The sequence below is a fragment of the Rhodoferax sp. RT5P35 genome (assembly GCF_056521385.1).
This window is the reverse complement of the sequence record NZ_JBWMAX010000006.1, coordinates 298,036-324,451: the sequence shown is the minus strand read 5'-3', so window position 1 is coordinate 324,451 and position 26,416 is coordinate 298,036. Positions and strand designations below refer to the sequence as shown.

24 protein-coding genes are annotated in these 26,416 nt (G+C 59.0%); 13 read left to right on the top strand and 11 right to left on the bottom strand.

The features are described 5' to 3' along the window. The first annotated feature begins 1 nt into the window (after position 1). The 6 genes from AC097L_RS12180 (at position 2) to AC097L_RS12155 (ending at position 6,002) form a co-directional block, all read left to right on the top strand. Positions 2-853, top strand: coding sequence for a TatD family hydrolase (locus AC097L_RS12180; RefSeq protein ID WP_479586687.1), 852 nt, complete (start codon positions 2-4; stop codon positions 851-853). Beyond that, positions 850-1,362 (top strand): DNA-deoxyinosine glycosylase, encoded by a 513-nt coding sequence (locus AC097L_RS12175; protein ID WP_479586686.1) that lies wholly within the window; start codon positions 850-852, stop codon positions 1,360-1,362. The genes AC097L_RS12180 and AC097L_RS12175 overlap by 4 nt, the downstream gene beginning before the upstream one ends. After that, positions 1,362-2,132 (top strand): class I SAM-dependent methyltransferase, encoded by a 771-nt coding sequence (locus AC097L_RS12170; RefSeq protein WP_479586685.1) that lies wholly within the window; start codon positions 1,362-1,364, stop codon positions 2,130-2,132. Before AC097L_RS12175 ends, AC097L_RS12170 begins: the two co-directional genes overlap by 1 nt. Before the next feature lie 163 nt (positions 2,133-2,295). Beyond that, positions 2,296-4,086, top strand: a complete 1,791-nt coding sequence (tfpB, locus tag AC097L_RS12165) for a type IV pilus assembly ATPase TfpB (RefSeq protein WP_479586684.1) — start codon at positions 2,296-2,298, stop codon at positions 4,084-4,086. A gap of 203 nt (positions 4,087-4,289) precedes the next feature. Next, positions 4,290-5,192: a DMT family transporter gene (locus AC097L_RS12160; RefSeq protein WP_479586720.1), complete on the top strand. Its 903-nt coding sequence runs from the start codon at positions 4,290-4,292 to the stop codon at positions 5,190-5,192. Between the two features lie 15 nt (positions 5,193-5,207). Next, a complete protein-coding gene (locus AC097L_RS12155; RefSeq protein ID WP_479586683.1) occupies positions 5,208-6,002 on the top strand; it encodes an SDR family oxidoreductase in 795 nt (264 codons plus the stop codon). Here the strand turns inward: AC097L_RS12155 and AC097L_RS12150 are convergent. The 7 genes from AC097L_RS12150 to rpmB form a co-directional block, all read right to left on the bottom strand. Then, positions 5,999-7,294, bottom strand: coding sequence for a tryptophan--tRNA ligase (locus AC097L_RS12150; protein WP_479586682.1), 1,296 nt, complete (start codon positions 7,292-7,294; stop codon positions 5,999-6,001). The genes AC097L_RS12155 and AC097L_RS12150 overlap by 4 nt on opposite strands. Positions 7,295-7,299: 5 nt before the next feature. Then, positions 7,300-7,968: a site-2 protease family protein gene (locus AC097L_RS12145; RefSeq protein ID WP_479586681.1), complete on the bottom strand. Its 669-nt coding sequence runs from the start codon at positions 7,966-7,968 to the stop codon at positions 7,300-7,302. Positions 7,969-7,995: 27 nt separating this feature from the next. Beyond that, positions 7,996-8,631 (bottom strand): L-threonylcarbamoyladenylate synthase, encoded by a 636-nt coding sequence (locus tag AC097L_RS12140; RefSeq protein ID WP_479586680.1) that lies wholly within the window; start codon positions 8,629-8,631, stop codon positions 7,996-7,998. A gap of 12 nt (positions 8,632-8,643) precedes the next feature. Next, the gene (locus AC097L_RS12135; protein ID WP_479586679.1) at positions 8,644-9,534 is read right to left on the bottom strand and encodes a DMT family transporter; all 891 of its coding nucleotides are present in this window, start codon (positions 9,532-9,534) and stop codon (positions 8,644-8,646) included. Next, positions 9,531-10,385, bottom strand: a complete 855-nt coding sequence (locus AC097L_RS12130; protein ID WP_479586678.1) for a 3',5'-nucleoside bisphosphate phosphatase — start codon at positions 10,383-10,385, stop codon at positions 9,531-9,533. The genes AC097L_RS12135 and AC097L_RS12130 overlap by 4 nt, the downstream gene beginning before the upstream one ends. Before the next feature lie 124 nt (positions 10,386-10,509). Further along, positions 10,510-10,680, bottom strand: coding sequence for a 50S ribosomal protein L33 (gene rpmG / locus AC097L_RS12125; RefSeq protein ID WP_076198758.1), 171 nt, complete (start codon positions 10,678-10,680; stop codon positions 10,510-10,512). An 11-nt stretch (positions 10,681-10,691) separates the two neighbouring features. Next, positions 10,692-10,925, bottom strand: coding sequence for a 50S ribosomal protein L28 (gene rpmB / locus AC097L_RS12120; RefSeq protein ID WP_295958977.1), 234 nt, complete (start codon positions 10,923-10,925; stop codon positions 10,692-10,694). 529 nt (positions 10,926-11,454) lie between these two features. Between rpmB and AC097L_RS12115 the strand changes: the two genes are divergently transcribed. From AC097L_RS12115 to AC097L_RS12090, 6 genes are all read left to right on the top strand, one after another. After that, positions 11,455-11,673, top strand: a complete 219-nt coding sequence (locus tag AC097L_RS12115; RefSeq protein WP_479586677.1) for a hypothetical protein — start codon at positions 11,455-11,457, stop codon at positions 11,671-11,673. Positions 11,674-11,889: 216 nt separating this feature from the next. Beyond that, positions 11,890-13,041 carry a replication initiation factor domain-containing protein gene (locus AC097L_RS12110; RefSeq protein WP_479586676.1) on the top strand — a complete coding sequence of 384 codons (1,152 nt, stop codon included), beginning with the start codon at positions 11,890-11,892 and terminating at the stop codon, positions 13,039-13,041. Beyond that, entirely contained in the window at positions 13,038-14,051 is a 1,014-nt protein-coding gene (locus AC097L_RS12105) for a tyrosine-type recombinase/integrase (protein ID WP_479586675.1), read from the top strand. Before AC097L_RS12110 ends, AC097L_RS12105 begins: the two co-directional genes overlap by 4 nt. A 32-nt stretch (positions 14,052-14,083) precedes the next feature. Then, positions 14,084-14,680, top strand: a complete 597-nt coding sequence (locus tag AC097L_RS12100; protein ID WP_479586674.1) for a hypothetical protein — start codon at positions 14,084-14,086, stop codon at positions 14,678-14,680. Positions 14,681-15,007: 327 nt separating this feature from the next. Then, positions 15,008-16,333: a tyrosine-type recombinase/integrase gene (locus AC097L_RS12095; protein WP_479586673.1), complete on the top strand. Its 1,326-nt coding sequence runs from the start codon at positions 15,008-15,010 to the stop codon at positions 16,331-16,333. A 464-nt stretch (positions 16,334-16,797) separates the two neighbouring features. Further along, entirely contained in the window at positions 16,798-17,163 is a 366-nt protein-coding gene (locus AC097L_RS12090; protein ID WP_479586672.1) for a hypothetical protein, read from the top strand. Between the two features lie 173 nt (positions 17,164-17,336). Here the strand turns inward: AC097L_RS12090 and AC097L_RS12085 are convergent, their stop codons facing one another. The 4 genes from AC097L_RS12085 to AC097L_RS12070 all read right to left on the bottom strand — a co-directional run bounded on the left by AC097L_RS12085 (position 17,337) and on the right by AC097L_RS12070 (position 25,651). Further along, on the bottom strand, positions 17,337-20,546 hold the full coding sequence (locus AC097L_RS12085) for a type I restriction endonuclease subunit R (protein WP_479586671.1): 3,210 nt from the start codon (positions 20,544-20,546) through the stop codon (positions 17,337-17,339). Positions 20,547-20,764: 218 nt separating this feature from the next. Beyond that, positions 20,765-22,792: an RNA-binding domain-containing protein gene (locus AC097L_RS12080; RefSeq protein WP_479586670.1), complete on the bottom strand. Its 2,028-nt coding sequence runs from the start codon at positions 22,790-22,792 to the stop codon at positions 20,765-20,767. Next, positions 22,792-24,108 carry a restriction endonuclease subunit S gene (locus AC097L_RS12075; RefSeq protein WP_479586669.1) on the bottom strand — a complete coding sequence of 439 codons (1,317 nt, stop codon included), beginning with the start codon at positions 24,106-24,108 and terminating at the stop codon, positions 22,792-22,794. Before AC097L_RS12075 ends, AC097L_RS12080 begins: the two co-directional genes overlap by 1 nt. Beyond that, entirely contained in the window at positions 24,098-25,651 is a 1,554-nt protein-coding gene (locus AC097L_RS12070; protein WP_479586668.1) for a class I SAM-dependent DNA methyltransferase, read from the bottom strand. The genes AC097L_RS12075 and AC097L_RS12070 overlap by 11 nt, the downstream gene beginning before the upstream one ends. A gap of 355 nt (positions 25,652-26,006) precedes the next feature. On the opposite strand from AC097L_RS12070, the gene AC097L_RS12065 reads away from it, so the two are divergent. Next, positions 26,007-26,405 carry a hypothetical protein gene (locus tag AC097L_RS12065; protein WP_479586667.1) on the top strand — a complete coding sequence of 133 codons (399 nt, stop codon included), beginning with the start codon at positions 26,007-26,009 and terminating at the stop codon, positions 26,403-26,405. Positions 26,406-26,416: the final 11 nt, after the last annotated feature.

Sequence of the window (26,416 nt, the reverse complement as noted above, 5' to 3'; positions counted from 1 at the left end):
TATGTGGATCGACACGCACTGCCATCTGGATGCCCCAGAATTTAAAGAAAATCATACGCTGGCGCATGATTTACGTGCGCAAGCAGCTATCAAAAATGTAGCGTTATGTGTTTTGCAGGGTGTGCTGGCCGCCAACTTCGACACCGTGCGGCTGCTGGCCCACCAAACGGGCGATGCCTACGCGCTGGGCATCCACCCGCTGTTTGTGGCCCGCGCCCAGGATGGCGACCTGGACCTGCTGGATGCCGCTTTGACCACCCACCGTGGCGATCCGCACCTGGTGGCGGTGGGCGAGATCGGTCTGGACTACTTTGTGCCCGCGTTGCAAGAGCCTGCGCTGCTGGCGCGCCAACAGCACTTTTACCGCGCCCAGCTCAAGCTGGCCAAAAAGCACGGCCTGCCGGTGATCTTGCATGTGCGCCGCAGCGCCGACCATGTGCTGAAACACCTGCGTGCCGTGGCCGGGCCAGGCGGGCGCTGGAGCGGGATTGCGCACGCTTTCAATGGCAGCCCGCAGCAGGCGCAGGCCTGTATCGACATCGGGCTCAAGCTCGGTTTTGGCGGGGCCATGACCTTCGAGGCAGCCAACCAGCTGCGCCGCTTGGCTGCCAGCCTGCCGCTCGACTCCCTGGTGCTGGAAACCGACGCGCCCGATATTCCGCCCCAGTGGCTGTACACCACCGCCGCCCAGCGCGCCGCGGGCCAGCCGCAGGGCATCAACTCACCGTTGGAGTTGCCGCGCATCGGTGCTGTGCTGGCCGGGTTGCGCGGGGTGCCGGTGGCTGAAATCGAAGCCGCCACCACCGCCAACGCACTGGCCGCCTTGCCGCGTTTGAAAGCCCTGTTGCCATGAGTCGATCAATGCGGCTGGTCGGTCTGCCGCCGCTCGTATCCGCCGACACCCGTTTGCTGGTGCTGGGCAGCTTTCCGGGCGCGGCATCGCTGGCGGCGCAGCAGTACTACGGCCACAAGCAAAACCATTTCTGGCGGATTTTGCAAGCCATTTTTGCCTCGGGCGCAGAGAGTATCTACGCTAGCAGCTATGAAAAACGTAGCGAATGGATGCTGTCGCACGGCGTGGGCCTGTGGGACGTGTACGCCAGTTGCGAGCGCCAGGGCAGCCTGGATGCCAAGATTCGCAATGCCGAGGTGAATGACTTCAAAGCCCTGCGTCATCGCTGCCCTCAGCTGCGGGCCGTCGCGCACAATGGGGCCGAGAGTTTTCGCCACACAGGGCAGTTGGAAGATTGGGGCCTGCCCACGGTGCGCCTGCCATCCACCAGTCCGGCCAATGCCAGCTGGAGCTTTGAGCGCAAACTGGCCGCGTGGCGGGATGTATTTGAACAATTTGGATTAATTTGATGGCCCGTAAATCTGTTGCAAGCGCAACCTCCACCCTGCCCGAAGTCAACTTTTGCGACTACGGCGATGTGCGCACCCTGCACCTGGGCACCGAGTGGGTCCAGGGCTCGATGCTGCTCGACACGCCGTACGAGATCGAGCTGGAATACGTGCAGCGCATGATGGCCTGGCTGCTGTTTGTGCCGCCCAGCAGCGTGGCCAAGCGCCACGCCATGCAGCTGGGCCTGGGCGCAGCGGCGCTGACCAAGTTTTGCCGCAAAAAGCTGCGCATGAACACCACCGCCGTGGAGCTGAACCCGCAGGTGGTTTCGGCCTGCCGTTTCTGGTTCAAGCTGCCGCCCGACGACGAGCGCCTGCACATCGTGCTGGGTGACGCGGCCCTGAAAATCCAGAACACCGACTGGGCGGGCACCGTGGACGCGCTGCAGGTGGACCTGTACGACGAAGATGCCGCCGCCCCCGTGCTGGACAGTGCCGACTTCTACGCCGACTGCCGCAAGCTGCTCACCGAGGAAGGCTGCATGACCGTCAACCTGTTCGGCGAATCCAGCAGCTACTCCGCTAGCCTGGAAAAAATCACCGTCGCCTTTGGGGCCGAGTCGGTGTGGGCCTTCAAACCCACGCGCGAAGGCAACACCGTGGTGCTGGCCCAGCGCAACCCCACCCGGCCCAGCCGCGAGGCGATGGTGGAGCGCGCCGATGTGATCCAGACCCGCTGGGGCCTGCCTGCCGCGAAATGGCTCAAAGTTTTTAAACCCGTCATTGCGTGAACGGAACACCCCCAGGCTTGCCCACTGCGTGTGGCAGCGCCAACCCCCTTGCAGGGGGCAATACCAGTGGCCCGGCAAAGCCGGTTCCACGGTATTTCTGGAACGGTGGCGATGACGCTGAGGTGTGATTCGGCGAGCCTTATTGCCTATTTTGGAACTAAATATGAAGACCTTAGAGCCATTGAAAACATCTTCCGCTGATGGCTACCAAGGCCCCGTCACCTGGCGTTTGCTGGTCGGCTGGCTGGCCGAAGACGGCGTGATCGCCCCCAGCGAGCAGCAGCGCACCATCGCCCGCTGCTCCCAGGCCGAAAGCGCCCAGCCCGCCCTGGTACGCCTGGCCAGCGTGGCCATGCTGCGCGAGCGCGACGGCAAACCGCTGGACATGGAGCTGCTGACGCAATGGTTGGCCGGGCGCGCCGGGCTGCAGTATTTGCGCATCGACCCGCTGAAGGTGGAAGTAGGTAAGGTGGCCGACACCATGAGCGCGGTGTACGCCGAGCGCCACAAGGTGCTGCCGGTGCAGGTCACCACCTCCGAGGTGGTGGTGGCCACCAGCGAGCCGTTCATCACCGACTGGGTCGGCGAGGTGGAGCGCCAGGCGCGCCGCACCGTGCGCCGGGTGGTGGCCAGCCCGCTGGAGATCCACAAGTTCACCGCCGAGTTCTACGCCCTGGCCAAGTCGGTCAAGGCGGTGCAGAAGGCCGGTGGCAACGTCGGCGCAGGCAGCTTCGAGCAACTGGTGGAGCTGGGCAAAACCAGCAAGCAGCTGGACGCCAACGACCAGGGCGTCGTGCAGGTGGTGGACTGGCTCTGGCAGTACGCCTTCAACCAGCGCGCCAGCGACATCCACCTGGAGCCGCGCCGCGAGCAGGGCGTGATCCGCTTCCGCATCGACGGCGTGCTGCACCCGGTCTACCAAATGCCCATGACCGTGATGAACGCCATGGTGGCCCGCATCAAGCTGCTGGGCCGCATGGACGTGGTGGAAAAACGCCGCCCGCTGGACGGCCGCATCAAAACCCGCAACCCGCGCGGCGACGAGGTGGAAATGCGCCTGTCCACCCTGCCCACGGCGTTTGGCGAGAAGATGGTGATGCGGATTTTTGACCCCGACACTGCGGTGAAAGACCTGGACGCACTCGGCTTCACCCCGCACGATGCCCAGCGCTGGGAGGCGTTGGTCAAACGCCCGCACGGCATCATCCTGGTCACCGGCCCCACCGGCTCGGGCAAGACGACCACGCTGTATTCCACCCTGAAGCGCGTCGCCACCGAAGAAGTCAACGTCAGCACGGTGGAAGACCCGATCGAAATGATCGAACCCAGCTTCAACCAGACCCAGGTGCAGCCGCAACTCGACTTTGGCTTCACCGAAGGCCTGCGCGCCCTGATGCGGCAAGACCCGGACATCATCATGGTGGGCGAAATCCGTGACCTGGCCACCGCCGAGATGGCTATCCAGGCGGCGCTCACCGGCCACTTGGTGTTCAGCACCCTGCACACCAACGACGCGCCCTCGGCCCTCACCCGGCTGATGGAGCTGGGCGTGCCCGCCTACCTGCTCAACGCCACCGTGCTGGGCGTGTTGGCCCAGCGCCTGGTGCGCACCCTGTGCAAGTCCTGCCGCGCCCCCGACGAGGCCCTGGCCCGCGACACTCTGGCCGCCGCCATCAAGCCCTGGAAGATCAACGCCGGGTACACGCCCTACAAGCCGGTGGGCTGCGTGGACTGCCGAATGACCGGCTTTTTAGGCCGCATGGGCGTGTACGAGCTGCTCACCGTGTCCGAAGCTTTCAAGGGCCTGGTCAACCAGAGCCCCAGCATCGACGCGCTGCGCCGCCAGGCCGTAGCCGACGGCATGCGCCCGCTGCGCCTGGCCGGTGCGCTGCGCGTGGCAGAGGGCTTAACAACACTAGACGAAGTGCTGTCCACCACGCCGCCACTAGAGTAGATAGTTATTCACCCCCAGGCTGCAGTGCTGTGCATCTTTCGCCACCCCCCCCCTCGTATCGGTTTGAAAAACCGATACGACATGCAGGGGGCAACACCAGCAGCCGGGCATTGCCAGTTCTGCGGTGTTTCTGGCGATGGCGGGCCACGCCAAACACGATGCAGGGGTGTTGCCATTGATCCTAAAATAGGCTTCTAACGCATATCCTACCTACACCAGTGGCTACAAAAAATAGAGCATCGGGCTTGTTGCTCGCCCTCATCGGTTCTATCGCCTTCAGCGGCAAAGCCATCATCGTCAAGCTCGCCTACCGCTACGGGGTGGATGCGGTCACCCTCATCATGTACCGCATGCTGTTTGCGTTGCCCATCTTTGCCGCCATGGCCTGGTGGTCCAGCCGTGGCAAACCGCCGCTGACGCGCAAAGACTGGTGGGGCGTGTTGGGCCTGGGCTTTACCGGCTACTACCTGGCCAGCTTCCTGGATTTTGCGGGCTTGGGCTATATCAGCGCCTCGCTGGAGCGGCTCATCCTGTACCTGAACCCCACCATCGTCGTCGCCCTGGGCTGGCTGCTGTACCGCAAGCCGATCACCCGCATCCAGGCCCTAGGCATGGCCGTGTGCTACGGCGGTGTGGTGCTGGTGTTTGGCCACGAGATCAACCTCCAGGGCACGAACGCCGGGCTAGGCGCAGCGCTGGTGTTCGGCAGCGCCATCAGCTACGCCATTTACCTGGTGTACAGCGGCCAGATGGTGCAGCGCCTGGGCTCCATCCGCTTGGTTGGCCTGGCGACCACCGTGGCCTGCCTGCTGTGTTTGTTGCAGTTTGTGCTGCTGCGGCCAATGTCGGCGGCCTTGGTGGCACCCGAAGTCATCTGGCTGTCGGTGCTGAACGCCACTGCCTGCACCGCCGCCCCGGTGTTGATGGTGATGATGGCCATCGAACGCCTGGGCTCCGGACTGGCCGCGCAGGTGGGCATGGTGGGGCCGCTGTCCACCATTCTGATGGGCGTGGTGGTTTTGGGCGAGCCGTTTACCGCCTGGGTGGCGGCCGGCACGGTGCTGGTGGTCGCCGGGATTTATGTGTTTACCCGCAGCGGGCGTTGAATCAAGGAGAAACGAATGGACTTCGGGATAGCAGGCCGCTGGGCCTTGGTGTGCGGGGCCAGCAAAGGCCTGGGGCTGGGTTGCGCGCAGGCGCTGGTGCGCGAGGGGGTGAACGTGCTCATCGTGGCGCGCGGCGCAGCGGTGCTGGAAGCGGTTGCTACGCAATTAATAGCTGATAGTGTAGGCACCACCTGCGCTAGCGTGCTATTTTGTGCTGCAGATGTCACCACGCCAGAAGGCCGGGCGGCCGTGTTCGCCATCCGCTCTGACTTTGACATCGTGGTCACCAACGCGGGCGGTCCGCCCACGGGCGACTTCCGCAGCTGGGACCGCGAGGCCTGGATTAAAGCGGTGGATGCCAACATGCTGACCCCCATCGAGCTGATCAAGGCCACGGTGGACGGCATGGCGGCGCGGGGCTTTGGGCGGATTGTCAACATCACCAGCAGCGCGGTGAAGTCGCCCATCGACGTGCTGGGCCTTAGCAACGGTGCGCGCAGCGGCCTGACGGGCTTTGTGGCCGGTGTGGCGCGCAGTCCGCTGGCGGCGCAGGGCGTGACCATCAACAACCTGCTGCCGGGCGCGTTCGACACCGATCGCCTGCGCGGCAACATGCAGAGCGCAGCCACCAAGACCGGCCAAAGCCTGGAGGCCTTGGCCGATGCGCGCCGCCAGGCCATTCCGGCCCAGCGCTTCGGTACGCCGGAAGAATTTGGGGCTATCTGCGCATTTTTGTGCAGCACGCATGCGGGCTACATCACCGGCCAGAACGTGCTGGCCGATGGAGGTGCCTACCCAGGCACTTTTTAAGCCGCCTGGAGCGCTTCCAAGGCCTGGGTCACCTCGTCCAAGGTGACTCCGTCGGCAGGTTGCAGCGTGCCCAGGGCGGCAATGCCTTCGGTCTGCAACTGGCGGACCGCCGTGCCCGCATCCTTGGGCGCATCAAACCCGGCGCTGAGCATGAGCAAGCGCCCGTGGGCATCGACCAGCTTGAAGTGGAACTTGCCGTCCGCCTCGCGGTACTGCTTGAAGCTGGGTAATGCAGTTTTAGCGGCCTTGGCAGATTTGTGCGTGGCTTGAGCGTTCAGGTCGCGCAGGCCCACGGCGTGGCGCAGCTGGGCGATGAACGGGGTGGCGGTCTGGCGGGCCTTGAGCGCTCCGGCGCGCAGAATGGTTTCCACCTCACCGGGGTTGTCCATGTAGCGCTGGTAGGCCTCGCGCATGGGGGCGACTTCTTGGTCGATGCGCTCGAACAGTACCTGCTTGGCATCGCCCCAGGCAATGCCGTCGGCATAGGCCTGGCGCAGCTGGGCGGTTTCTGCTTCGCTGGCGAAGGCCTGGTAGATCTGGAACAGGGCCGAGCCCTCGGTGTCCTTGGCCTCACCGGGGGCGCGCGAGTCGGTTTTGATTCCCGCAATCAGCCGGCGCAACTCGGCTTTTGGCGCGAACAGCGGAATCGTGTTGTCGTAGCTCTTGCTCATCTTGCGGCCATCCAGGCCGGGCAGGGTGGCTACCGACTCTTCGATCAGCGCCTCGGGCAGCACAAAGTAGTCGCCCTTGTAAGCGTGGTTGAAGCGCTGGGCGATGTCGCGGGCCATCTCGATGTGCTGAACCTGGTCGCGGCCTACCGGTACTTTGTGGGCGTTGAACATCACGATGTCGGCGGCCATCAGTACCGGGTACATGAACAGGCCGGCGTTGATGTCGGCATCCGGGTCGGCCAGGGCAGCGGTGTTTTTGTCCACCGAGGCCTTGTAAGCGTGGGCCCTGTTGAGCAGGCCCTTGGCCGTCATACAGGTCAGCAGCCAGGTGAGTTCGGGGATTTCGGGGATGTCGGACTGGCGGTAGAAGGCCACGCGGCTCGGGTCCAGCCCGGCGGCCAGCCAGCTGGCGGCAATTTCCAAGGTGGAGCGCTGGATGCGCGCCGGATCGTCGATCTTGATCAGCGCGTGGTAGTCGGCCAGGAAGTAGAAGCTCTCGACCCCCGGGGCCAGGCTGGCGCGTACCGAGGGACGGATGGAGCCCACGTAGTTGCCCAGGTGGGGAGTGCCGGAGGTGGTGATGCCGGTGAGGACGCGGGAAGTCGCACGGGAGGTGGTCATAAAAATCAGCGGATCAAAAAGTTCAACGGGCTTAGCAAAATGTCCAGCAGACCAAAGGTCAGGCCCATCACCGGTTGCATCCACAGCGTGCTGACGATGCCGGAAATCACCAGGGCCATCACGATGAAAAACCCCCAGGGCTCAATGCGCGACACCATGGCCGCCTGGCGGTAGGGCAGCAGCCCTACCAGAATGCGGCCTCCGTCCAGCGGCGGCAGCGGGAACAGGTTGAAGGCAAACATCACCACGTTGACCAGCATGCCTGCCTTGCACATCTTCAGGAAGAACGGCTCGGTGGTGCCGGTAGCCACCAGCACATACATCAACACGCCCCACAAAAAGGCCTGGATCAGGTTGGCCCCCGGACCCGCCAGGGCCACCCACACCATGTCGCGTTTGGGGTTGCGCAGCTTGCCAAAGTTGACCGGCACCGGCTTGGCGTAGCCAAACAAAAAAGTGCCGGAGGTGGCGAAGTACAGCATCAGTGGCATCAGAATCGTGCCGATGGGGTCGATGTGCTTCATCGGGTTGAGCGTGATGCGGCCCAGACGGTAGGCTGTGCTGTCGCCAAAGTAATGGGCCACATAGCCGTGTGCGGCTTCGTGCACGGTAATGGCAAACAGCACGGGCAGGGCATAGACCAGGACGGTCTGGATCAGGTTGGCAATATCCACGGGGAGGTGTCTCAGAAAGGTGAAAAATTACAAACCGATGGAAGCCAAGTCGCCCCGGCCCTGGCGTACCAGCACCGGGTCGCCGCCGCTTCCCATCTCGGTCAGATCGATCACGGTGGTGGGCTCCAGCGGGCAGGCTCCGGCATCCAGCACGGCGGCAATCTGGTGCTCGAACATGTCGCGGATGGCGTGCGCGTCGTTCAGCGGCTCGGTTTCGCCCGGCGGAATCAGCGTGGTGGCCAGCAGCGGGCCGCCGTGCAGTTCCAGCAAGGCTTGCAGGGTTTTGTGGTTTGGCACGCGCAGGCCAATGGTCTTGCGCGAGGGGTGGCTCAGGCGGCGCGGAACTTCCTTGCTGGCTTCCAGAATGAAGGTGTACGGGCCGGGCGTGGCGGCCTTTAGCAGGCGGTACTGTTTGTTGTCCACCCGCGCATAGTTGGCCAGCTCGCTGAGGTCGCGGCACAGCAGGGTCAGGTGGTGCTTGTCGTCCACGCCCCGGGTGCGGCGCAGCAGGTCAGCCGCGGCTTTGTCGTCCAGGTGGCACACCAGCGCGTAGCTGGAGTCGGTAGGCACCGCCACCAGTTTGCCCTGGCCCAGCAGGGCCACGGTTTGTTTGAGCAAGCGGACCTGGGGGTTGTCGGGGTGGATTTCGAAATGCTGTGCCATAGAGTTTTGATTTTAAGATTCGGCGGGTTGCACGGTAATGCGGCTTTCCCGCACGGTCAGCCAGGCTCCGGCAGCGCCGCAAATAGCCACCAGGATAATGCCCAGTGTGGCCCACAGGTCGGGTACATGGTCAAACACCAGCCAACCGCCCATCATGGCAAAACCAATCTGCCCGTACAAAAACGGCATCAGCGTGGCCGCCGGGGTGCGGGCGTAGGCCAGGATCAGCAGCAAATGGCCGATGCTGGCTGTCAGGCCCATCACCACCATGCCCAGCCACAAATGCCAGTCGGTGATGGTTTCCCACACGAAAGGCACAGCCAGCGAGGCTACCACGGTGCCAATCCAGCCGGTATAGAAATGCATGGTCAGTGGGTTTTCGGAGCGGGCGAGGCGGCTGGTGAGCACCTGGAACCAGGCGTTGCACACCACCACCGCCAGCGGCAGCAGCATGGCCCAGGCAAAGGTATCGCCGCCGGGCCGGATGATGACCAGCGTTCCCACAAAGCCGCCCGCCACCAGCAGCCAGCGCAGGCCCGACACGCGTTCGCCCAGCACCGCAGCCACCAGGGTGATGACCAGTGGCGTGACCATCACAATCGCAGTGAACTCGCCTACCGGCATGAACCTGAGGCTGAAGAACGCAAACAGGCTGGTCAGCAGCAGCAGTACGCCGCGCAGGCACTGGAATTTAGGATGCGCCGTGCGCAGCAAAGCCCGGCCACGCACTGGCAGCATGGTGGCCGTGGTCACCACGGCCTGGAAGGCGTAGCGGAACCACAATGCCATCAGCAAAGGCACGCTGGCGGTGGTCCATTTGGTGGTGGTGTCCAGTGTGGCAAAGCACGCCACTGCCGCCATCACCAGCGCAATGCCGGTGAGGGCAGAGCCGGGTCGGCTCACTGAATACGGTCCGCCAGCAGTTCCCACACCGGAGTGAGATCTCCGGGCAAGTAGGGTAGGGTGCCCAGATCGGTACGGCTCTCCAGCGGGCTGTGGAAGTCGCTGCCACGCGAAGCGGCCAGGCCAAATTCACGGGCCACATCGGCATATTCCACGTATTCCGCCACGGTATGGCTGCCCGTGACGACCTCGACGCCGCGCCCGCCGTGGGCCTTGAATTCACTGAACAGGGCGTATTCTTCGTTGGCGGTAAATTTATAGCGGCCGGGGTGGGCAATCACGGCGATACCGCCGGTTTGGGTAATCCAGTTAACGGCATCCCTGAGCGAGGCCCAGCGGTGCGGCACGTAGCCGGGTTTGCCTTCGGTCAGGTATTTACGAAACACCTCGTAGGTGTCGGTGCACGCGCCGGACTCGACCAGAAAGCGGGCGAAATGGGTGCGTGAAATCAGTTCTGGGTTGCCCACAAACTTAAGTGCGCCCTCGTAGGCGTTGGGAATACCCACTGCCGCCAGGCCCGCCGCCATTTCCATGGCACGCTGCCCGCGACCGCCTCGGGTGGCTTCAAGGCCTTGGCGCATCAGCGGGCTGTTGGCATCAAAACCCAGGCCGACGATGTGCACGGTTTCATTGGCAAACGTGACTGAAATCTCGGCTCCGGTCAGGTACTTCATGCCGTGTGCTTTGGCGGCCGCCGCAGCACGTTGCTGCCCACCCACCTCGTCGTGGTCGGTCAAGGCCCACAGCTCGACGCCGTTGGCGCTGGCGCGGGCCGCGAGTTGTTCGGGAGTAAGCGTGCCGTCGGATACGACCGAGTGGCAATGGAGGTCGGCGTTGAGTATGGATGTCACGGATTGATTTTAGGCGGTATGGGTTTTCCCTGTCCCCGACAGCAGCAATCGGCAGGCAATGAAAAACCCGCCGGGACACTTGCGTATCGGGCGGGTTTTCGTTGGGTACAAAGACCAGTCTGAATTACTTCAGCTTGATTTCTTTGTAGTCCACATGCTTACGAGCTTTGGGATCAAACTTGCTGATCAACATTTTCTCGGGCATGGTTTTCTTGTTTTTGGTCGTGGTGTAGAAGTGCCCCGTACCCGCTGTAGATTCCAGCTTGATTTTTTCGCGTCCGCCTTTGGTTGCCATGATTCAGCTCCTTATGCTTGGCCACGTGCGCGCAGATCGGCGAGCACAGAGTCGATACCGTTTTTGTCGATCAAACGCAGACCGGCGTTGGAGATGCGCAAGCGGATCCAACGGTTTTCTGTTTCGACCCAGAAGCGGCGGTATTGCAGGTTCGGCAAGAACCGACGTTTGGTTTTGTTGTTGGCGTGGGAGACATTGTTCCCCGTCATCGGGCCTTTGCCCGTTACTTCGCATACGCGTGCCATGAGGACACTCCAATCAGAGCCGGGGCAGCAGACAAGCCATCCTAGCCAATTAACGGCAGATGCCGCACCTCGCCATCCATGAAGGTGGCGGTAAAAGTAATTTACCTCGTCCTGCCAACCCTTGAAGGGACCCGCAAAATTCAGTAAAGCCTATGATTATAGCCTTGTCAGAGAAAAGCTTGTCTGACTTGCTTTCAGGCATGAAAAAGCCCGCTACTTTTAACCGTAGCGGGCTTCTTGGTATGTGGTGCCGGAGAGATGAATCGAACACCCGACCTTCTCATTACGAAGGCCTCCCGGCGGTGCTCCACAAGGGGCCTTGATGTGTATTCCGAATTTTTTGCTGTCACTTGGCAACATCGGAGCTACATATGTTTGGACATTTTTTAAGGCGTAAAGGGGCATCGCACATTGGGGGTATGGGGGCTGTGGCCCCCATGCAGCGAAGCGTCGCGGAAGTCCTTTCCATTGTTAAGCAAGTGGGTCTTTCGACACCAGCCCATGACACTATCGGCTCGGAAGATGCGTTATGAAAAAAAAGGCCACCATCCCACTATCAACCCAAGCAGCGCAACCTTACGTGATGGGTATTGCAGACAAGCTTTCCGACGATCCAATGTTGACCCGCCTGCTTGGTGGGCGCTTCAAAGTCATCGCTACCTACGATCTCCCAGGTAAGCGTGTGACGTACTCTTTTCGGCGACCAGAAGACAACGATCCTGACGATGCAGATGCCAGTCAGGTGTGATTTCACAACACACCCTTGACGTTCATCAAGAGGTTCGCATAGCATCTAGGTTGCAAATAACGGGTCTGGTGTCCCGGTCACAAAAACACCCGGTCTGACATTTGTATCGTGTGGGCGAATAGCCCTGATACCGGACCATTGGTAACCAATGCTTTTGCGAATCCCTTAACCCGGGTTCGCTGCTGCATTGCTGCGAACCCCACATCTGGAGTTCGCATGTTTTACCCAAATTCTCAAGATTCGACAAAAGAGCAAGGCTGCGCGCGCGGCGTGAGGGTCCCGCTCGCGGGGGACTGCGACGACGCGCAGCCGATGCCCCGTGTAGTAACCACGGGGAGAAACGACGATCAGGCAAGACCGTATCCTGTGGATAGCGATACCGGTGAACGGATCGAATTTGTCGCCAGCCGCAGTAATGAAATTTCCATTCTTCGGCACTTGGAGCCTTTGGCTTCTTCGTCGCCTGGCGTGGCATTGATCGATGCGCTTGCCTTTTCGGTAGTACCACCTGACGAGCATTCCTACGTCTGGGTGGTGGAGCAGATGAGCCAATTTATCGAGGTTGGCACTTTGGAGCAACGTCGAGGCTTGTTCGGTTTTCGCCACTCCGCGCAATTTGGCGATGGTGCGGGCATGATTGCTTGGGGCGGTGAGAGCCAGCGTGGGCGCGTCTATTTCAGCTTGATGGGCAAAGGCTGCTCAATGGTTAGTTCCTGGCCGAAATTGTCTGCTTGGCTTGAGGCCAATCGGGCCGTTATCAAACGTGCGGATGCCTGCTATGACGACTTCGACGGCAAGATCGTCAATATCGCTTGGGCAGTGCAACAGTATCGGGATGGCGGATTCACGGCGGGTGGTCGCAAACCATCCAATCAATGCATGGGCGATTGGCTAGATGGTGATGAATCTAGCAAGGGCCGCACCCTTGGCATCGGCAACCGCCAAAGCGGCAAATACGCACGCATCTACGAGAAAGGAAAGCAGCTCGGCGATGCGTCTAGCCCTTGGGCTCGGTTCGAGGTTGAATGGCGGGCACAGGATCGATTGATCCCCTATGACATCTTGACGCGGCCAGGACATTACCTGGCGGGTGCCTATCCCTGTTTAGCCTTCCTCTCGGAAGAGCAGTCGGTCATAAAAACCATTGCTAAGGGGGCACAAATTACGTTCGATGCTGCCGTTGAAAACGCCAAGCAACATTGCGGTAAGTTGGTCAACCTGCTGCTATCGGTAGTTGGTGGTGATTACCATGAGGTCGTGGACCGCTTGATTCGCCCCGGTTACCCCACACGCATCAAGCCCTACAGTTATCACATCAAGGGCGATCCAATGATGTTGGATAGGGACATGCAGGAAGGGTTTGTATGAGCCTCTACAAGCGCCCTAATTCCTCGTTTTGGTGGTTGAAACTGTCGCCGATCAAGGGCGAGCTAAAGCCGCTACAAATTAGCACGGGAACGGCCAATAAGCGGTCCGCACAGCAGTACCACGACAAGCTCCAAGCTGAACGCTGGGAACAGGACAAATTAGGCGTGAAGCCGCGCCACACCTGGGACGATGCTGCGGCTAAATGGCTGCTGGAGACAACCCACAAGAAAACGCAGGCCTGGGATATTTCGATGTTGCGATGGTTCCACCCCCATCTAGGGGGGAAAGCCTTGATCGATATTAATCGGGCGCTGCTCGACCAGGTCAAAGCGTTGCGCGCTAAGGAGGTTGCGCCTGGAACTTGCAATCGCTACATGGCCTTGGTTCGGGCGATTCTTCGGCAGGCATGTATCGAATGGGAGTGGCTTGATCGCGTGCCCAAGGTCGGCATGCTGCGCGATGGCGCTGGACGACTGCGGTCATTGACGCGGGATGAGTACGCCCGGTTGCTGGCTGAGTTGCCCGAGCACCTGGCGGACATGGCCCGAATTTCAGTGGCCACCGGCATGCGCCAGGCAAACGTGAAGCGGCTCCAGTGGAAACAAATCAGCCTGGAGCGTCGTCACCTATGGATTTCAGCAGACCAGCACAAAAACGGTAGAGCACACGCTGTGCCGTTGAATGAAGCAGCTATGGCTGTGCTGCTCAAGCGGAAGGGTGACCATTCGACCTATGTTTTTACATACGACGGTAAGCCGGTCGATCAGGTAAATACGAAGGCTTGGCGCAATGCACTGCAGCGGGCTGGAATTGAGGATTTTCGCTGGCACGACTTACGCCACACGTTCGCCACTTGGCACAGAGAGGCGGGTACTCCAACGCATGAACTGCAACGTTTGGGTGGGTGGAAAACACAATCAATGGTCGAGAGGTATGCCCATGTCGCGCCAGATGGCCTATCTCTTGCAGCATCTCGCCTAGACTCGCTGTTGAGGGAGTCGAGGATTTGAACTTGTGAAAATTAAACCAATGAAAGGTAGGAATGGAGTTTTTTCAAACTAACGCCAAGGAGATAGTTTCACTTTTGGTGCCGTTTATTGCTTGGTTGTTGAATTCCCCCCAACGAGGGAAGCCTAAGTTGATCAAAGCTGTTAGGCATGCGCACACTTTTCATATCAACGAGCCTTTGGTCAATCCCCAAGGGGTGCAAATTTCACCGAATCAACAACTGCAAACGGCTTCAGTCGTGGTTCACAATTTGGGTAATAAAACGGCCAACAACGTTGAAATTGTTCTTAATTTCCCACCAATGTTCATCAACTTTTGGCCGCTTCGGGACAAAACTATAAAGCCGCAAGATGACAACCGCTATGTTGTTATCTACGACACGTTAGCACCAGGGGAGTTTGTTGGAATCGAGATGTGCTCGATTAATGTTGCTTTGCCAGGGTTCGTTCATGCTCGAAGCGACGAAGGGCCAGCGAATGACGTTACGTTGACTCAACATCCGGCTATGTCTCCGCTGAAAAGAAACACTTTCAGGATATTTAATTTTTTGGGGATGGGCGCGGCCGTGTATTTGGCGTTGCTGCTGGTGCAGTTTTTGGTGCTCAAAACGCCATCGACTTTGGGCGGTTAGGTTGTAAGAACCTGTGGGCGAGATAATAATTCTCGCAGGGCTACACATCAGCTACATAAAGAAAGCCCCTGACCATGACAGCCAGGGGCTTTTTAAGAGTGGTGCCGGAGAGATGAATCGAACACCCGACCTTCTCATTACGAATGAGCAGTGTGTACTTTCTATGATCATTCATGCGTGTTGGTATTTTGGTATAAAATCGTTAAAAATCAACAACTTTTTCTTATTTTTGCTGCGGCAAGAATCCATGAATGTTGATCTGTTTTGGTTAAATATCCTTACATCAGCCCTTACATCCTGAGTGACGTAAGGCTTCTAGGGAGCAGCATGGCAAAGATCGCATTTACGGCCAGTAGGGTGGGCTCGTTTAAGTGTCCGGTTGGTAAGACGCAGGCGTTTCTTTGGGATCTATCAACCCCAGGGCTCGGATTGCGTATGACTGTCTCAGGGAAGCCCGCTTATGTATTTCAAGCTGAATACCAGGGGAAGACAGTCCGCCTGACTATTGGTAGTCCTTCCGCATGGAGTATTTCTGATGCGCAAGTTAAGGCTCGCGAGCTACAACGCCAAATTGACGAAGGACGTGATCCGCGTAAAGTGAAGGCTGAAAATATTGCGAGTGATCTTGCAAAGAATGAGGCCGATAAGCGCAGTAGTTTGACGGTTGGAGCCGTCTGGCCTAGGTACTTAAGCGAGGGACGCCCCAAGCGCAGGGATGCCTGGAAGCCTCGCTATCGTGCTGACTTGGATTTGATGGCGGCACCGGGTGGACTAAAGAAGAAACGCGGTCAAGGATTGACCCGGCCCGGTCCTATTTACCCTCTGCTTGCGTTGCGACTGGCAGATGTTAGTGCAGACTCTCTTAAGTACTGGTATGACAGCGAGGAGTTGAAAGGCAAGCATCAGGCCGCCCGAGCTCTGATGATGTTTCGTGGGTTTTTGCGGTGGTGCTCTGCGCGTCCCGAATATCGTGAGTTGACTGATCGTGAAGCTGGTCGAGCGGCAGCCATTGTTGAAGTCTTACCTCAGGTGACTAAACGCACCGACTGCATAGAGGTAGCTCAGTTACCTGGATGGTTTTCCGGAATCGAAAGACTTACCAACCTGACTGTGGGTGTCTATCTAAAAGCGCTGCTCTTAACTGGTGCGCGGCGTGAGGAAATGGCCGCTCTCAAATGGGTGGATGTAGATTTTCGTTGGAAAAAAATGAAGCTCGCGGACAAAGTCGAAACGACTCGCACCATTCCCATAACGAATTACCTTGCAGCGCAATTCAAAAGGTTGCCACGGATTAATCAGTTCGTTTTTGCAAGTAGGTCCGAAAGTGGGCACCTCACTGATCCTCGTGCCAGCCATGCCAAGGTGTTGGGAATCGCTGGAATTGACCGGCTGACCAATCACGGATTGCGGCGTTCATTCTCACTGTTTGGCGAAGCCGCAGGTGCCCCTGCGGGTGCCATTGCCCAAATAATGGGCCATCTTCCAAGTGCGACTGCTGAAGGCTACCGGCCTCGAAGTGTCGACGCTCTGCGTCCATTTCTTTCAAATATTGAAAAATATATTCTTGAAAAAGCTGGAGTGTCATCTATTGGTAGTTCCAGTTTGGGCGAATTGGAGTTAAGCGCTGAAGACGCGAAGGCGGCTGCTGAATAGTTGATCCGAGGCCCGTTGTTGTATATTTATTGCGACTTATTTGCTTTAAATTTGCGGATTTATTGCGGTTTTATTGGTGGTAATTTTAATAAATTTCGTGTTCTTCGTTGTTTTATGTTGTTTGTCATCTGTTTTTCGAGAGATTGAGGCGTTTTGGAAAAATCTGTTGTTTTTAAACTCTCAATACCTATCAAATTTTTGTTATTCTTATGGATGCAGTACGCAGTTATAGCAGGTGCTTTTAGGCCCTAAGCGTAAGAGCAGGGCTAATGAATCTAAGTTGAGAGTTGTTTAGCCAAGGTGTGCATAGGACCAATCACCTTCTTTGCCGCGTCGTGAGCATGATTCCCCAGGTAGTGCCCCCGATTAACCGCCTGGGCGCAAGTCATGTTGCATGTCTGGAACGATTGCTGCGTCATGTGGAAGTGGTAGAACTTTTTTGAACATGCGGTACAAACACGCTCATGAGTGAAAGTCAAATGCGTGTGGCGCAACTTGCCGGCCATAGCCTGAATGCTGCACTGCCTATGGTGAACTTTCGCAATGGTTATCCAATCTTCCTATTTGAGCTATTTTTTATTTCAGATCTGCGTGGCCGCATACTTTTTAAAAAAGCATTGAACTTCAGATATGAGGCTGCTAGTTTAAGACTAAGAGAGGTAAGAATGAATCAAAATATTCAAGATGAAATAATGGAGCACCTATTGCATATCAACGCTCGACTAGACGAAATTGCCGTGAATAATCTGGAAGTAATGGCATCGGCGAATAGGGCGTTGAATGTTGCGGAGACAATAGTTCAGTGCGCTAGAAAAAAGTCAAACCAATAACCGAAACTTATAAATATACCGATTAGCAAGTCATTGAAATCGGAATTCGGCACGTCATGAGAGCGGTAGCCTGGGCACGGCTCTATAAGTACTTCTTACGGCAGACTCGGAAAAACGCCACGAAGGGCTTGGGTGTCCACTTACTGCCCATAGGGGTATGAAGGTCTGAATGGTCACACCACCCAGTCCTCCCCGATCACCTGCATCTGCTGCAAAACCAGCTCCACCGCACTGTCTTGCAGGTCCGGCGGGTACTTGTACTTGCGCAGAATGCGCTTCACCATCAACCGCAGCTTGGCGCGCACGCTCTCGCGCTCGGACCAGTCCACGCTGAGGTTTTGGCGCAGGTTCTCGGTCAGCTCGTGGGCGATCTTCTTCAGGGTCTCGTCGCTGAGTTCGCGCACGGCGGACTCGTTGGCGGCCAGCGCGTCGTAGAAACGTACCTCGTCTTCGGTCAAGCCCAAGGTCTCACCGCGTGAAGACGCTGCACGAAACTCCTTGGCCATCTGCACCAGCTCTTCCATCACCTGCGCGGTCTCGATGGATCGGTTTTGGTAGCGGGTGATCACGTTCGCAAGCATTTCGGAAAACTTGCGGTCTTGCACCACGTTGCTGGCAAAGCGGCTTTTGACTTCGCCCTCCAGCAAGCGCTGCAACAGCTCCACGGCTAGGTTGCGCTCGGGCAGGTTGCGTACCTGGGCCAAGAATGCGTCGTCCAGCAGGCCAATGTTGGGCTTGTCCAGGCCCACGGAATCAAAGATATCGACCACTGCATCAGACACCACCGCCTGGTTGATGATCTGGCGGACAGCCAGGTCACGGGATTCCATGCTGCGCTTCTGCGCGGTGGCATCCTTCTTGGTCAGGATGACCTTCACGCCCTGCATAAAAGCCACTTCTTCGCGCACCAGCTTGGCCTCGTCTAGCGTGCAGCACAGGGTGAAGGCGCGGGCCATGGCCACGGCGTTGTCGGCAAAACGTTTCTTGCCGTCGCGGGTGGGCCCGGTCTGTGAGCCCAGTACATGGTTGGCGGCCCCGGCCAGGGTTTTGTGGCCGCCGGTCAGGAAGCCGCTGTAGTCAAAGCCGTGCAGCAGGCTGCGCAGCACGTCAATCTTCTCCATCAGCACGCTGTACGCTTCAAGCGCGTCCACCGTGGGGCGGCCCCGGCCCTGGGCCTGGGTGTATTCCTTCATGGCGGCTTTCAGCTCGTTGCCGATACCGATGTAGTCCACCACCAGGCCGCCAGGCTTGTCCTTGAACACCCGGTTGACGCGGGCAATCGCCTGCATCAGGTTGTGGCCCTTCATGGGCTTGTCCACGTACAGGGTGTGCACGCAAGGCGCGTCAAAGCCGGTGAGCCACATGTCGCGCACGATGACGATCTGCAGCGGATCGGTGGGGTCTTTGAAGCGCTTTTCCAGCCGCTTCTTTGTTTGCGAGCTGTAGATGTGCGGGCGCAGCAGGGCACGGTCGCTAGCGCTGCCGGTCATCACGATCTTGATCGCACCCGTTTCAGGGTCGGAGTCGTGCCAACCTGGGCGCAGGCGCACGATCTCGTTGTACAGGTGCACGCAGATGTCGCGGCTCATGGCCACCACCATGGCCTTGCCAGGCTGGGCCGCGTTGCGGGTCTCGAAGTGCGCCACCAGGTCTGCCGCCACACTCGCCACGCGGGGCTCCGCGCCCACCACCTTCTCCAGCGCGGCCCATCGGCTTTTAAGGGCGGCTTGCTGGCTGTCTTCTTCGTCCTCGGTTAGCGCGTCGACCTCGTCATCGATCTGCAATAAGTCATCGTCTTTTAGTCGCAGCTTGGCCAAGCGGGCTTCGAAATAGATGGCCACCGTAGCACCGTCTTCCTTGGCCTGCTGCATGTCGTAGACGTGGATGTAGTCGCCAAACACGGCGCGGGTGTCGCGGTCGGTGCTGCTCACGGGCGTGCCGGTGAAGGCCACGAAAGTGGCGTGCGGCAGTGCGTCGCGCAGGTGCTGGGCATAGCCGACCTGGTAGCGCTGGGTGACGAAAGGCGGTGGCTCGAAGGCCGCGTGGTGGGGATTGGGTACGCCGTCGCCTGTTGCTATGACATTCGTAGCTGCTTGCACCCATCCATTCGAAACGGGAGGCACTTTTCGTTCTTTTAATTTAGCCTCAAACCCGTACTGCGTGCGGTGCGCTTCGTCGGCAATCACCACGATGTTGTGGCGGTCGGACAGCACGGGGAAAGTGTCTTCGTCCTCCCCCGGCATGAACTTCTGGATGGTGGCGAACACGATGCCGCCTGACGGGCGATTCCCCAACAGCGCCCGCAGCTCCTGCCGGGTACGCGCCTGCACCGGCTGCTCGCGCAACAAATCCTGCGCCAGGCTGAACACGCCAAACAGCTGCCCGTCCAGATCGTTGCGGTCGGTGATGACCACGATGGTCGGGTTCTGCATGGCGGGCTCTTGCATCACCCTGGCGGCAAAGCAGGTCATGGTGATGCTCTTGCCGCTGCCCTGTGTATGCCACACCACGCCACCCTTTTGGCTGCCGCCCGGTTGGGATGCCGCCACCACCTGCCCAATGGCCGCGCGCACGGCGTGGAACTGGTGGTAGCCCGCAATCTTTTTCACCAGCGTGCCGTCGTCTTCGAACAGCACGAAGTAGCGCAGGTAGTCCAGCAGATAGGCTGGGGCTAGCACGCCGCGGACCAGGGTTTGCAGTTCGTTGAAGGGGCCCAGCGGGTCCAGCGTGGCCCCGTCGATGGTGCGCCAGGCCATGAAACGCTCGGGGTCAGCGCTCAGCGAGCCCAGCAGCGCCTCGGTGCCGTCGGAGATGACCAAAATCTCATTGGTCTTGAACACATCCGGGATCTGCTCCTTGTAGGTCTGGACTTGCTCGTACGCCTTCCACACATCGGCGTTCACATCCGCCGGGTTCTTTAGCTCCAGCAGCACCAGCGGCAGGCCATTGACGAACAAGATGATGTCGGGCCGCCGGGTGTGGCGCGGGCCGCGGATGCTGAACTGGTTGACCGCCAGCCAATCGTTCTGCGCAGGGTTTGCCCAGTCCACCAGCCGCACAAAGTCGCCCCGCGTGTCGCCGTTTAGCTGGTACTGCACTGGCACGCCGGTGACCAGCAGGCGGTGGAAGTGCCGGTTGGCCGCCAGCAGCACCGACAAGCCCAGGTCCAGCACCTGCTGTAATGCGTCTTCCTTGGCACCGGCAGGCACAGCAGGGTTCAGCCGGTCGATCGCCGCCCGTAACCGGCCCACCAGCAGCACCTGGCGGTGGTTGCCGCGCTCGGGCGCGGGGCCGTCGGGGGCGATGTCGGGGCCATATGCATGGGTGTAGCCCACGTCTTGCAGCCAGGCCAGGGTTTCGCGTTCTAGCTGGTCTTCCGTCATGCAAGAGTTTCGTGTTGCGCCATAGCGGGTTGGATGGAAATGTATAGAAAACCCAAATATCCATACATGCTAGCCCGCACATGTATAGAAAATCCGGTTTTCTATACATGTGCGTTGCGCTGCAAGGCATCGTACCGCCTGGAAATTTCCAGAAAAACAAGCTCTTTGTGCTTACTGCACTTGCACCAGCAGCTATACAAAAAGTAGCAATCAGTGATTTAGGTACTGGGGTCCGCTGGTCCCGTGACCCCCTGAACAGCCCGATATGCTTGCTTTTCATGAGTTGGCTTCGTGGGAAAGGCCAGCTCCAGCCTGCCCGACTTGAGCAAATCGTTCAAGTAATGCTGCCGCAACGCATTAGGGTTCCTTGCAACGAGTGCAGCCAGTGCTCCCAACATCAGAAAGCGGTTGCGACACAGAGAAAGTATGACCTCCTGCATCACCTCCAAGCGCAATCTCTTACTGCGTCGGGGAGACTCAGCTAAAACTTCGAGTTCATGGCGCAAGGCAGGCGTCAGCCGATCTAGAAAATCGATCAGGGGCGCGTCAAGGTGTGGGCTCAATAAACAACCATGGACATCCCGGGCCGCGTCTGCACCCGGTAATTGTGCGGAGCTAAAAAGCAAATCTGTGGAGCTCGCGTCCAAATGTGCGGAGCTGAAAACCAAATCTGTGGAGCTCGCATTCAAATGTGCGGAGCTCTTGCCCGGCTGCAAAGGCCCCTCAAAAACCTGCTCAGGTGTCGGCAAACTCTCCCCTGGCAGGAAATAAACCATCCCCCGAGATCGACCATCGGACACCAGAAAGCCATCTTTCACCAGCTTGGACAGCAGTTGGCTCAAATCATGGGGATGCTCTGCACACAGCTCCAGCAAGCGGCTGTGCCGCACCACCCGCTCGACAGCCGCCGTCGCCAGCACCAAGCGCGCAGTTTCGGGCAAGGAGTCAAAACCGGGCCCAAACCGGAGCCGCAAATCCTTCAGGATGGACATCGGCAGCAAATCCATCATTTGCAGCGCCAAAAGGGTCTGGTCCGGTTCGTCTTTTTCCACCAGTGCCGGCGGACGCCAGTGCTGACTCCGCCAGCCACTGTAAATCTTGGGCATACCCGAGCCCGCACGTTCCCCCAGGCCCACCATCAAGAACATCTGGTGCATCAAACGGTTGCGGCAATCACTCTCCCCACCCTGAATCACCTGCTCTAGAGGTAAGCGCAGTCCACCCGGATTGCGAAAACCGAACATATCGGGCCTTTTCACCACCAGTATCGAGATACGCCCGGTGTAGTCGGCATGCACCAGGGTGTTCACCAAAGCCTCACGCAGGGCCTCATGCACAGGAGTATCGTCCTTGCGCTGGCCACCTTGCAGGTCAAAGGGCACCTTCAAATCGGCCACCAGCTTGCGATAGACCCGCCGGTAAAAATCGAAAACATTGCCTGACCAGGTGCCGTCGGGCACCAGTCGGTCGATCCAACGACGCTCCGTACGGGCTTCCGGACGTTCCTGGTAGTCCACAAAATAATGCGGCACCGCCTCCTGGATTGAGACCCAAGCTCCAAACATAAGCAAACCCGCCAGGGTCAGCCCTTCAACACCGCTCTCGCGGTCACGTCTAAAACCGCCAATGCTGCGCAAGAACTCCAGATCCTCCTGCTCCAGGAAAGGATGGCCCGGCTTTTCGTCCTTCAGCATCTGCCGGTATACGCGCAGGCTCTCCGTATCCAGGTCACCCAGCCCGTAGTTCGGCAGAATGCGCCGGTCCCGCTCGTCTTCAACTTGCTCGGCCAGCATGCGCTTGACGGCTTCGTCATCACTATGACGATCACCGTCATTCAATCGCCGATAGGTATTACCGAACGGCTGACCATGCAAAAACACCGGCTTTTGCTTGCGCATCGCCGCTGGAATGCACACCACCAGAATCACCTTGCCATCCAACGACACCTCTTGCACATCGGCATCGGTCAACAGGTTGAAGCTGACCTTGGCACGGTTGTTCAGGTTGTTGAACAAGTCGCCACGCACCTTGGCCGGGTTCTTCAAGCCTGCGATGCTGAACACGCCGTCTTTCTCTCGCACACCCAGGAGCACCACACCGCCGTGGGCGTTTGCCATGGCGGAATAGGTCGGCCAGAAATCCTTCGGCACCTCGCCATGGCCGTCCTGCCCCTGTGCGAGCTTGCATTCAAGCTCGACCGTCTCGCGCAGCAACTGCAAATCGTCCAGGGTACGTACCTCGAACATCAGGCTGTCTCCTCGATCAAGGCATCTACTTGCGGCAACCGCAACTGGCCGGAGATCAGGCGCGGGAGCAGGGTGTCGCGGAGGGTGGCGAGGGTTTGGGCTTGCAAAGCATTAGAAATCCAGCGATCAAGCAACGGCGCGAAATACTCGCCAACCGCCAAAACAACATCATCCGGTGGAGAGACGACTTTTGCCTGACTGAGATGCACCCTTTGAATATGCCCCATCGTTGTCGCCTTGCTTGCTGCTATCTGCCGAAAGTGATCCAGGTGGTATTTCGTCCAAAGAAAATAAAACCATTTCGGATACGTATCGGAAGTGACTTTGAACAGATGCTGATTCAAAGCGCCTTCGCCACCACACCATATATCCACCTCAAGACTGCCGGACCACGAAAATAGTACGTCTCCGTTTTGAACCACGTAAGCGGGCTTTATGTTGCGACCCGCACGGTCCGCGCCAACTGTGTCGCCCTTTCTCAGTTGCGCAATTTTGATCACGGGGAGCCAAGAGTCGTCTGAGGGAGGAAATTTCTGCAACGCCAAACCATTAAGGTATTCGGCGATTTCATCCAAGGAGCGGACACTCCACCCCTTCGGCACCAACCCCAGCTCCGAATCCTCCAATCCATCGGGAAACAGAGCCGCCGTGGCCTCATCCATTCCTTCGGGGGCGCGGCCTTCCATCTTGGCGCGCACCGGGTCGAAATCTACAAACCACGACTTGAACAGCGCCTGGGCGATGCCCTCCAGCGTGTCATTGGTTTCGCGCAGGAGGGTGATGCGGTCGTCGAGGGCTCCCAGCATGGCTGCAATGTCAAGCTGAACATGCAACGGTGGCAAGAAGATAGGAACCGCCGACAAAATGCCGGTGTTCAGGTTCGGCATCGTTGCCCCCACGGCATGGCGAATCAGCCAGTCCTTGGTTTCGGGCAAACGCAAACAATGCGAAATGAATTTGGCATCCGCAACAGCCCCGCTGCCCAACCTTACCTTCAGGCAACCTGTGCCGCAAAACCACCCTACTTCATGCGGGCGGATCAACGCGTTTTTGGTCACATCGCCTCGACGACTAAACACGATGTCATCCAACCGCAGAATGTGCTGCGACAAACGATCTACGTCGGCTTGGGCAATGCGTGCAATGCCATCTTCCACGATGCCACCGTCACCAATGTTGGTTGGCATAACCACCGGAATACCTGTTTCGGTGTAGTCCGACGTGTGCAGTTGGCTGCCAAAAGGGCCGGTCTGAATTGCGCCGCCCTGGGCATCACAAATTTGACCGAGGGTGGTAGTCGTCCAATCAAAACTCATACCCCAGCCCCCCCAGCTTCCTGCGGATCAACTGGTCTAGCTCCGCCCCTTTGGCCATCTGCTCGCCCAGCTTGTCGGTCATCAGCTGCATGTTGGTCGCGAAGTCCGCGTCGTTGTCTTCCACCTCTTCCGCGCCCACGTAGCGGCCCGGGGTGAGCACATGGCCGTGCTGGGCGATTTCGGCCAGCTTCACGCTGCGGCAATAGCCAGGCTTGTCCACGTACACCTCGGCACCGGGTTCACCGCGCCAGGCGGCGACGGTGGCGGCGATGCGGTCGATCACCGCGTCGGTGAACTCGCTCTGCACGCGGCTGATCATGGTGGCGAGCTTGCGGGCGTCGACGAACAGCACTTCGCCCTTGCGCTGTGTCTTCTGCTTCACCAGAAACCATAGGCAGGCGGGGATTTGGGTGTTAAAGAACAGCTGGCCGGGCAAGGCGACCATGACTTCCACCACGTCGGCATCGACCATGGCGGCGCGGATTTCGCCCTCGCTGTTCTGGCTGCTGCTCATGCTGCCGTTGGCCAGCACGATGCCGGCGCGGCCCGTGGGCTTGAGGTGGTACAGCATGTGCTGCAGCCAGGCGTAGTTGGCGTTGCCTGCGGGCGGCTCGCCATAGGCCCAGCGCGGGTCGCCGCCGAGGCTGGCATGCCACCAGTCGCTGATGTTGAAGGGCGGATTCGCCAGGATGAAGTCGGCGCGCAGGTCGCGGTGCTGGTTGCGGGTGAAGCTGTCGTCGGGTGCTTTGCCCAGGTTGAAGTCGATGCCGCGGATGGCCAGGTTCATGGCGGCCAGGCGCCAGGTGGTGGGGTTGGACTCTTGGCCAAAAATGGCCACGTCGCCCATCCTGCCGCCATGAGCTGCTATGAATTTTTCACTTTGCACAAACATGCCGCCCGAGCCGCAGCAGGGGTCGTAGACCTTGCCGGTGTGCGGGTTGAGGATGGCGACCAGGGTTTTGACGATGCTGGCCGGGGTGTAAAACTGGCCACCACGCTTGCCTTCGGCGCTGGCGAACATGCCCAAAAAGTATTCGTACACCTGGCCCAGGGTGTCGCGGGCCACGTCGGGGGTGGCACCGAAGCCGATGGTTGACACCAGATCGACCAGCTCGCCGAGTTTGCCGTCGGGCAGCTGGGCGCGGGCGTAGCGCTTGTCGAGGATGCCTTTGAGGCGGGGGTTCTCGGCCTCGATCAGGGTGAGTGCGTCGTCGATGTGTTTGCCGATTTCGGGCTGCTTGGCGGCGGCTCGCAGGGTTTCCCAGCGGGCCGCTTCGGGCACCCAGAAGATGTTGGCCTCGGTGTAGTAGTCGCGGTCTTCCAGCTCGGCGGCCACGTCTTCGGCACTGGCCTGGCCGTAGAAGTAGGCATCGTCTGGATCCACCAGGCGCAGGGCCAGGCTGGCGTGGTGGGCGGCAAAGGTGTCAGAGATGTATTTGACGAAGATGAGGCCGAGCACCAGGTGCTTGTATTCGGCGGCGTCCATGTTGGCGCGCAGTTTGTCGGCGGTAGCCCAGAGTGTTTTTTTAATGTCGTCGAGCATGCAGTCGCTATGTTCCTGGGTGATGGTTTCGCTTTATCTGTATGGATTATGCGATCCGAATCACGGCCTTCTGCCCCAACGTCGGCTACACGCGGATGAACAAACTGCATTGCCCATGTCTTCGCGCTTTAGGCGGGTCCTCCATCGCGCGTGTACAGCCCAGTTCTAGACGCTTGTGTCGGCCTGTAGCAGCCGTAAAGTTCGGTCGCGGCCTTCTCTATCGTCGTTGCAGATGCTTCCCTGCATCTATGGTTCCCACTGATTTCACTTAACTTTGCCACTGAATATCCGGGTGTCCCTACCTACAATTTCTGTATGGGATGCACACCGCAGACCAGCTTGACTGGGAAAATTCATGGCACATCATCAACCACTAACTACCACCACGGTCATCAATCAAATCGAGGCTCAGCAGGCCGCACTGGGGTTGTCAGACGCAGCATTGTGCGAGGCAGTTGGTTTCGAGCGCGTCAACATACTTGCGCTGATCAAGCAGGGCGCGATAAAGATACCACTGAGTAAGGTACATGCATTTGCAGTGGCGCTTGAACTCGACCCTGCTGCCCTAATGGCGGCCTTGGTTCACGAGTCAGACCCCGTGCTGTGGCAGGTCATCAAAGAGGTGTTGAATCCACTTGGGTTAAATGCGGCAGAAGTGGCGCTGGTCAAGCATCTGCGCAAGCTCGCTGGCAACCGCAAAGTTGCCCCTATCGTTTTTGATGGAAATGGAGTCGTCGCCCTGGTGGCTGCCTGACGCGATCGTTG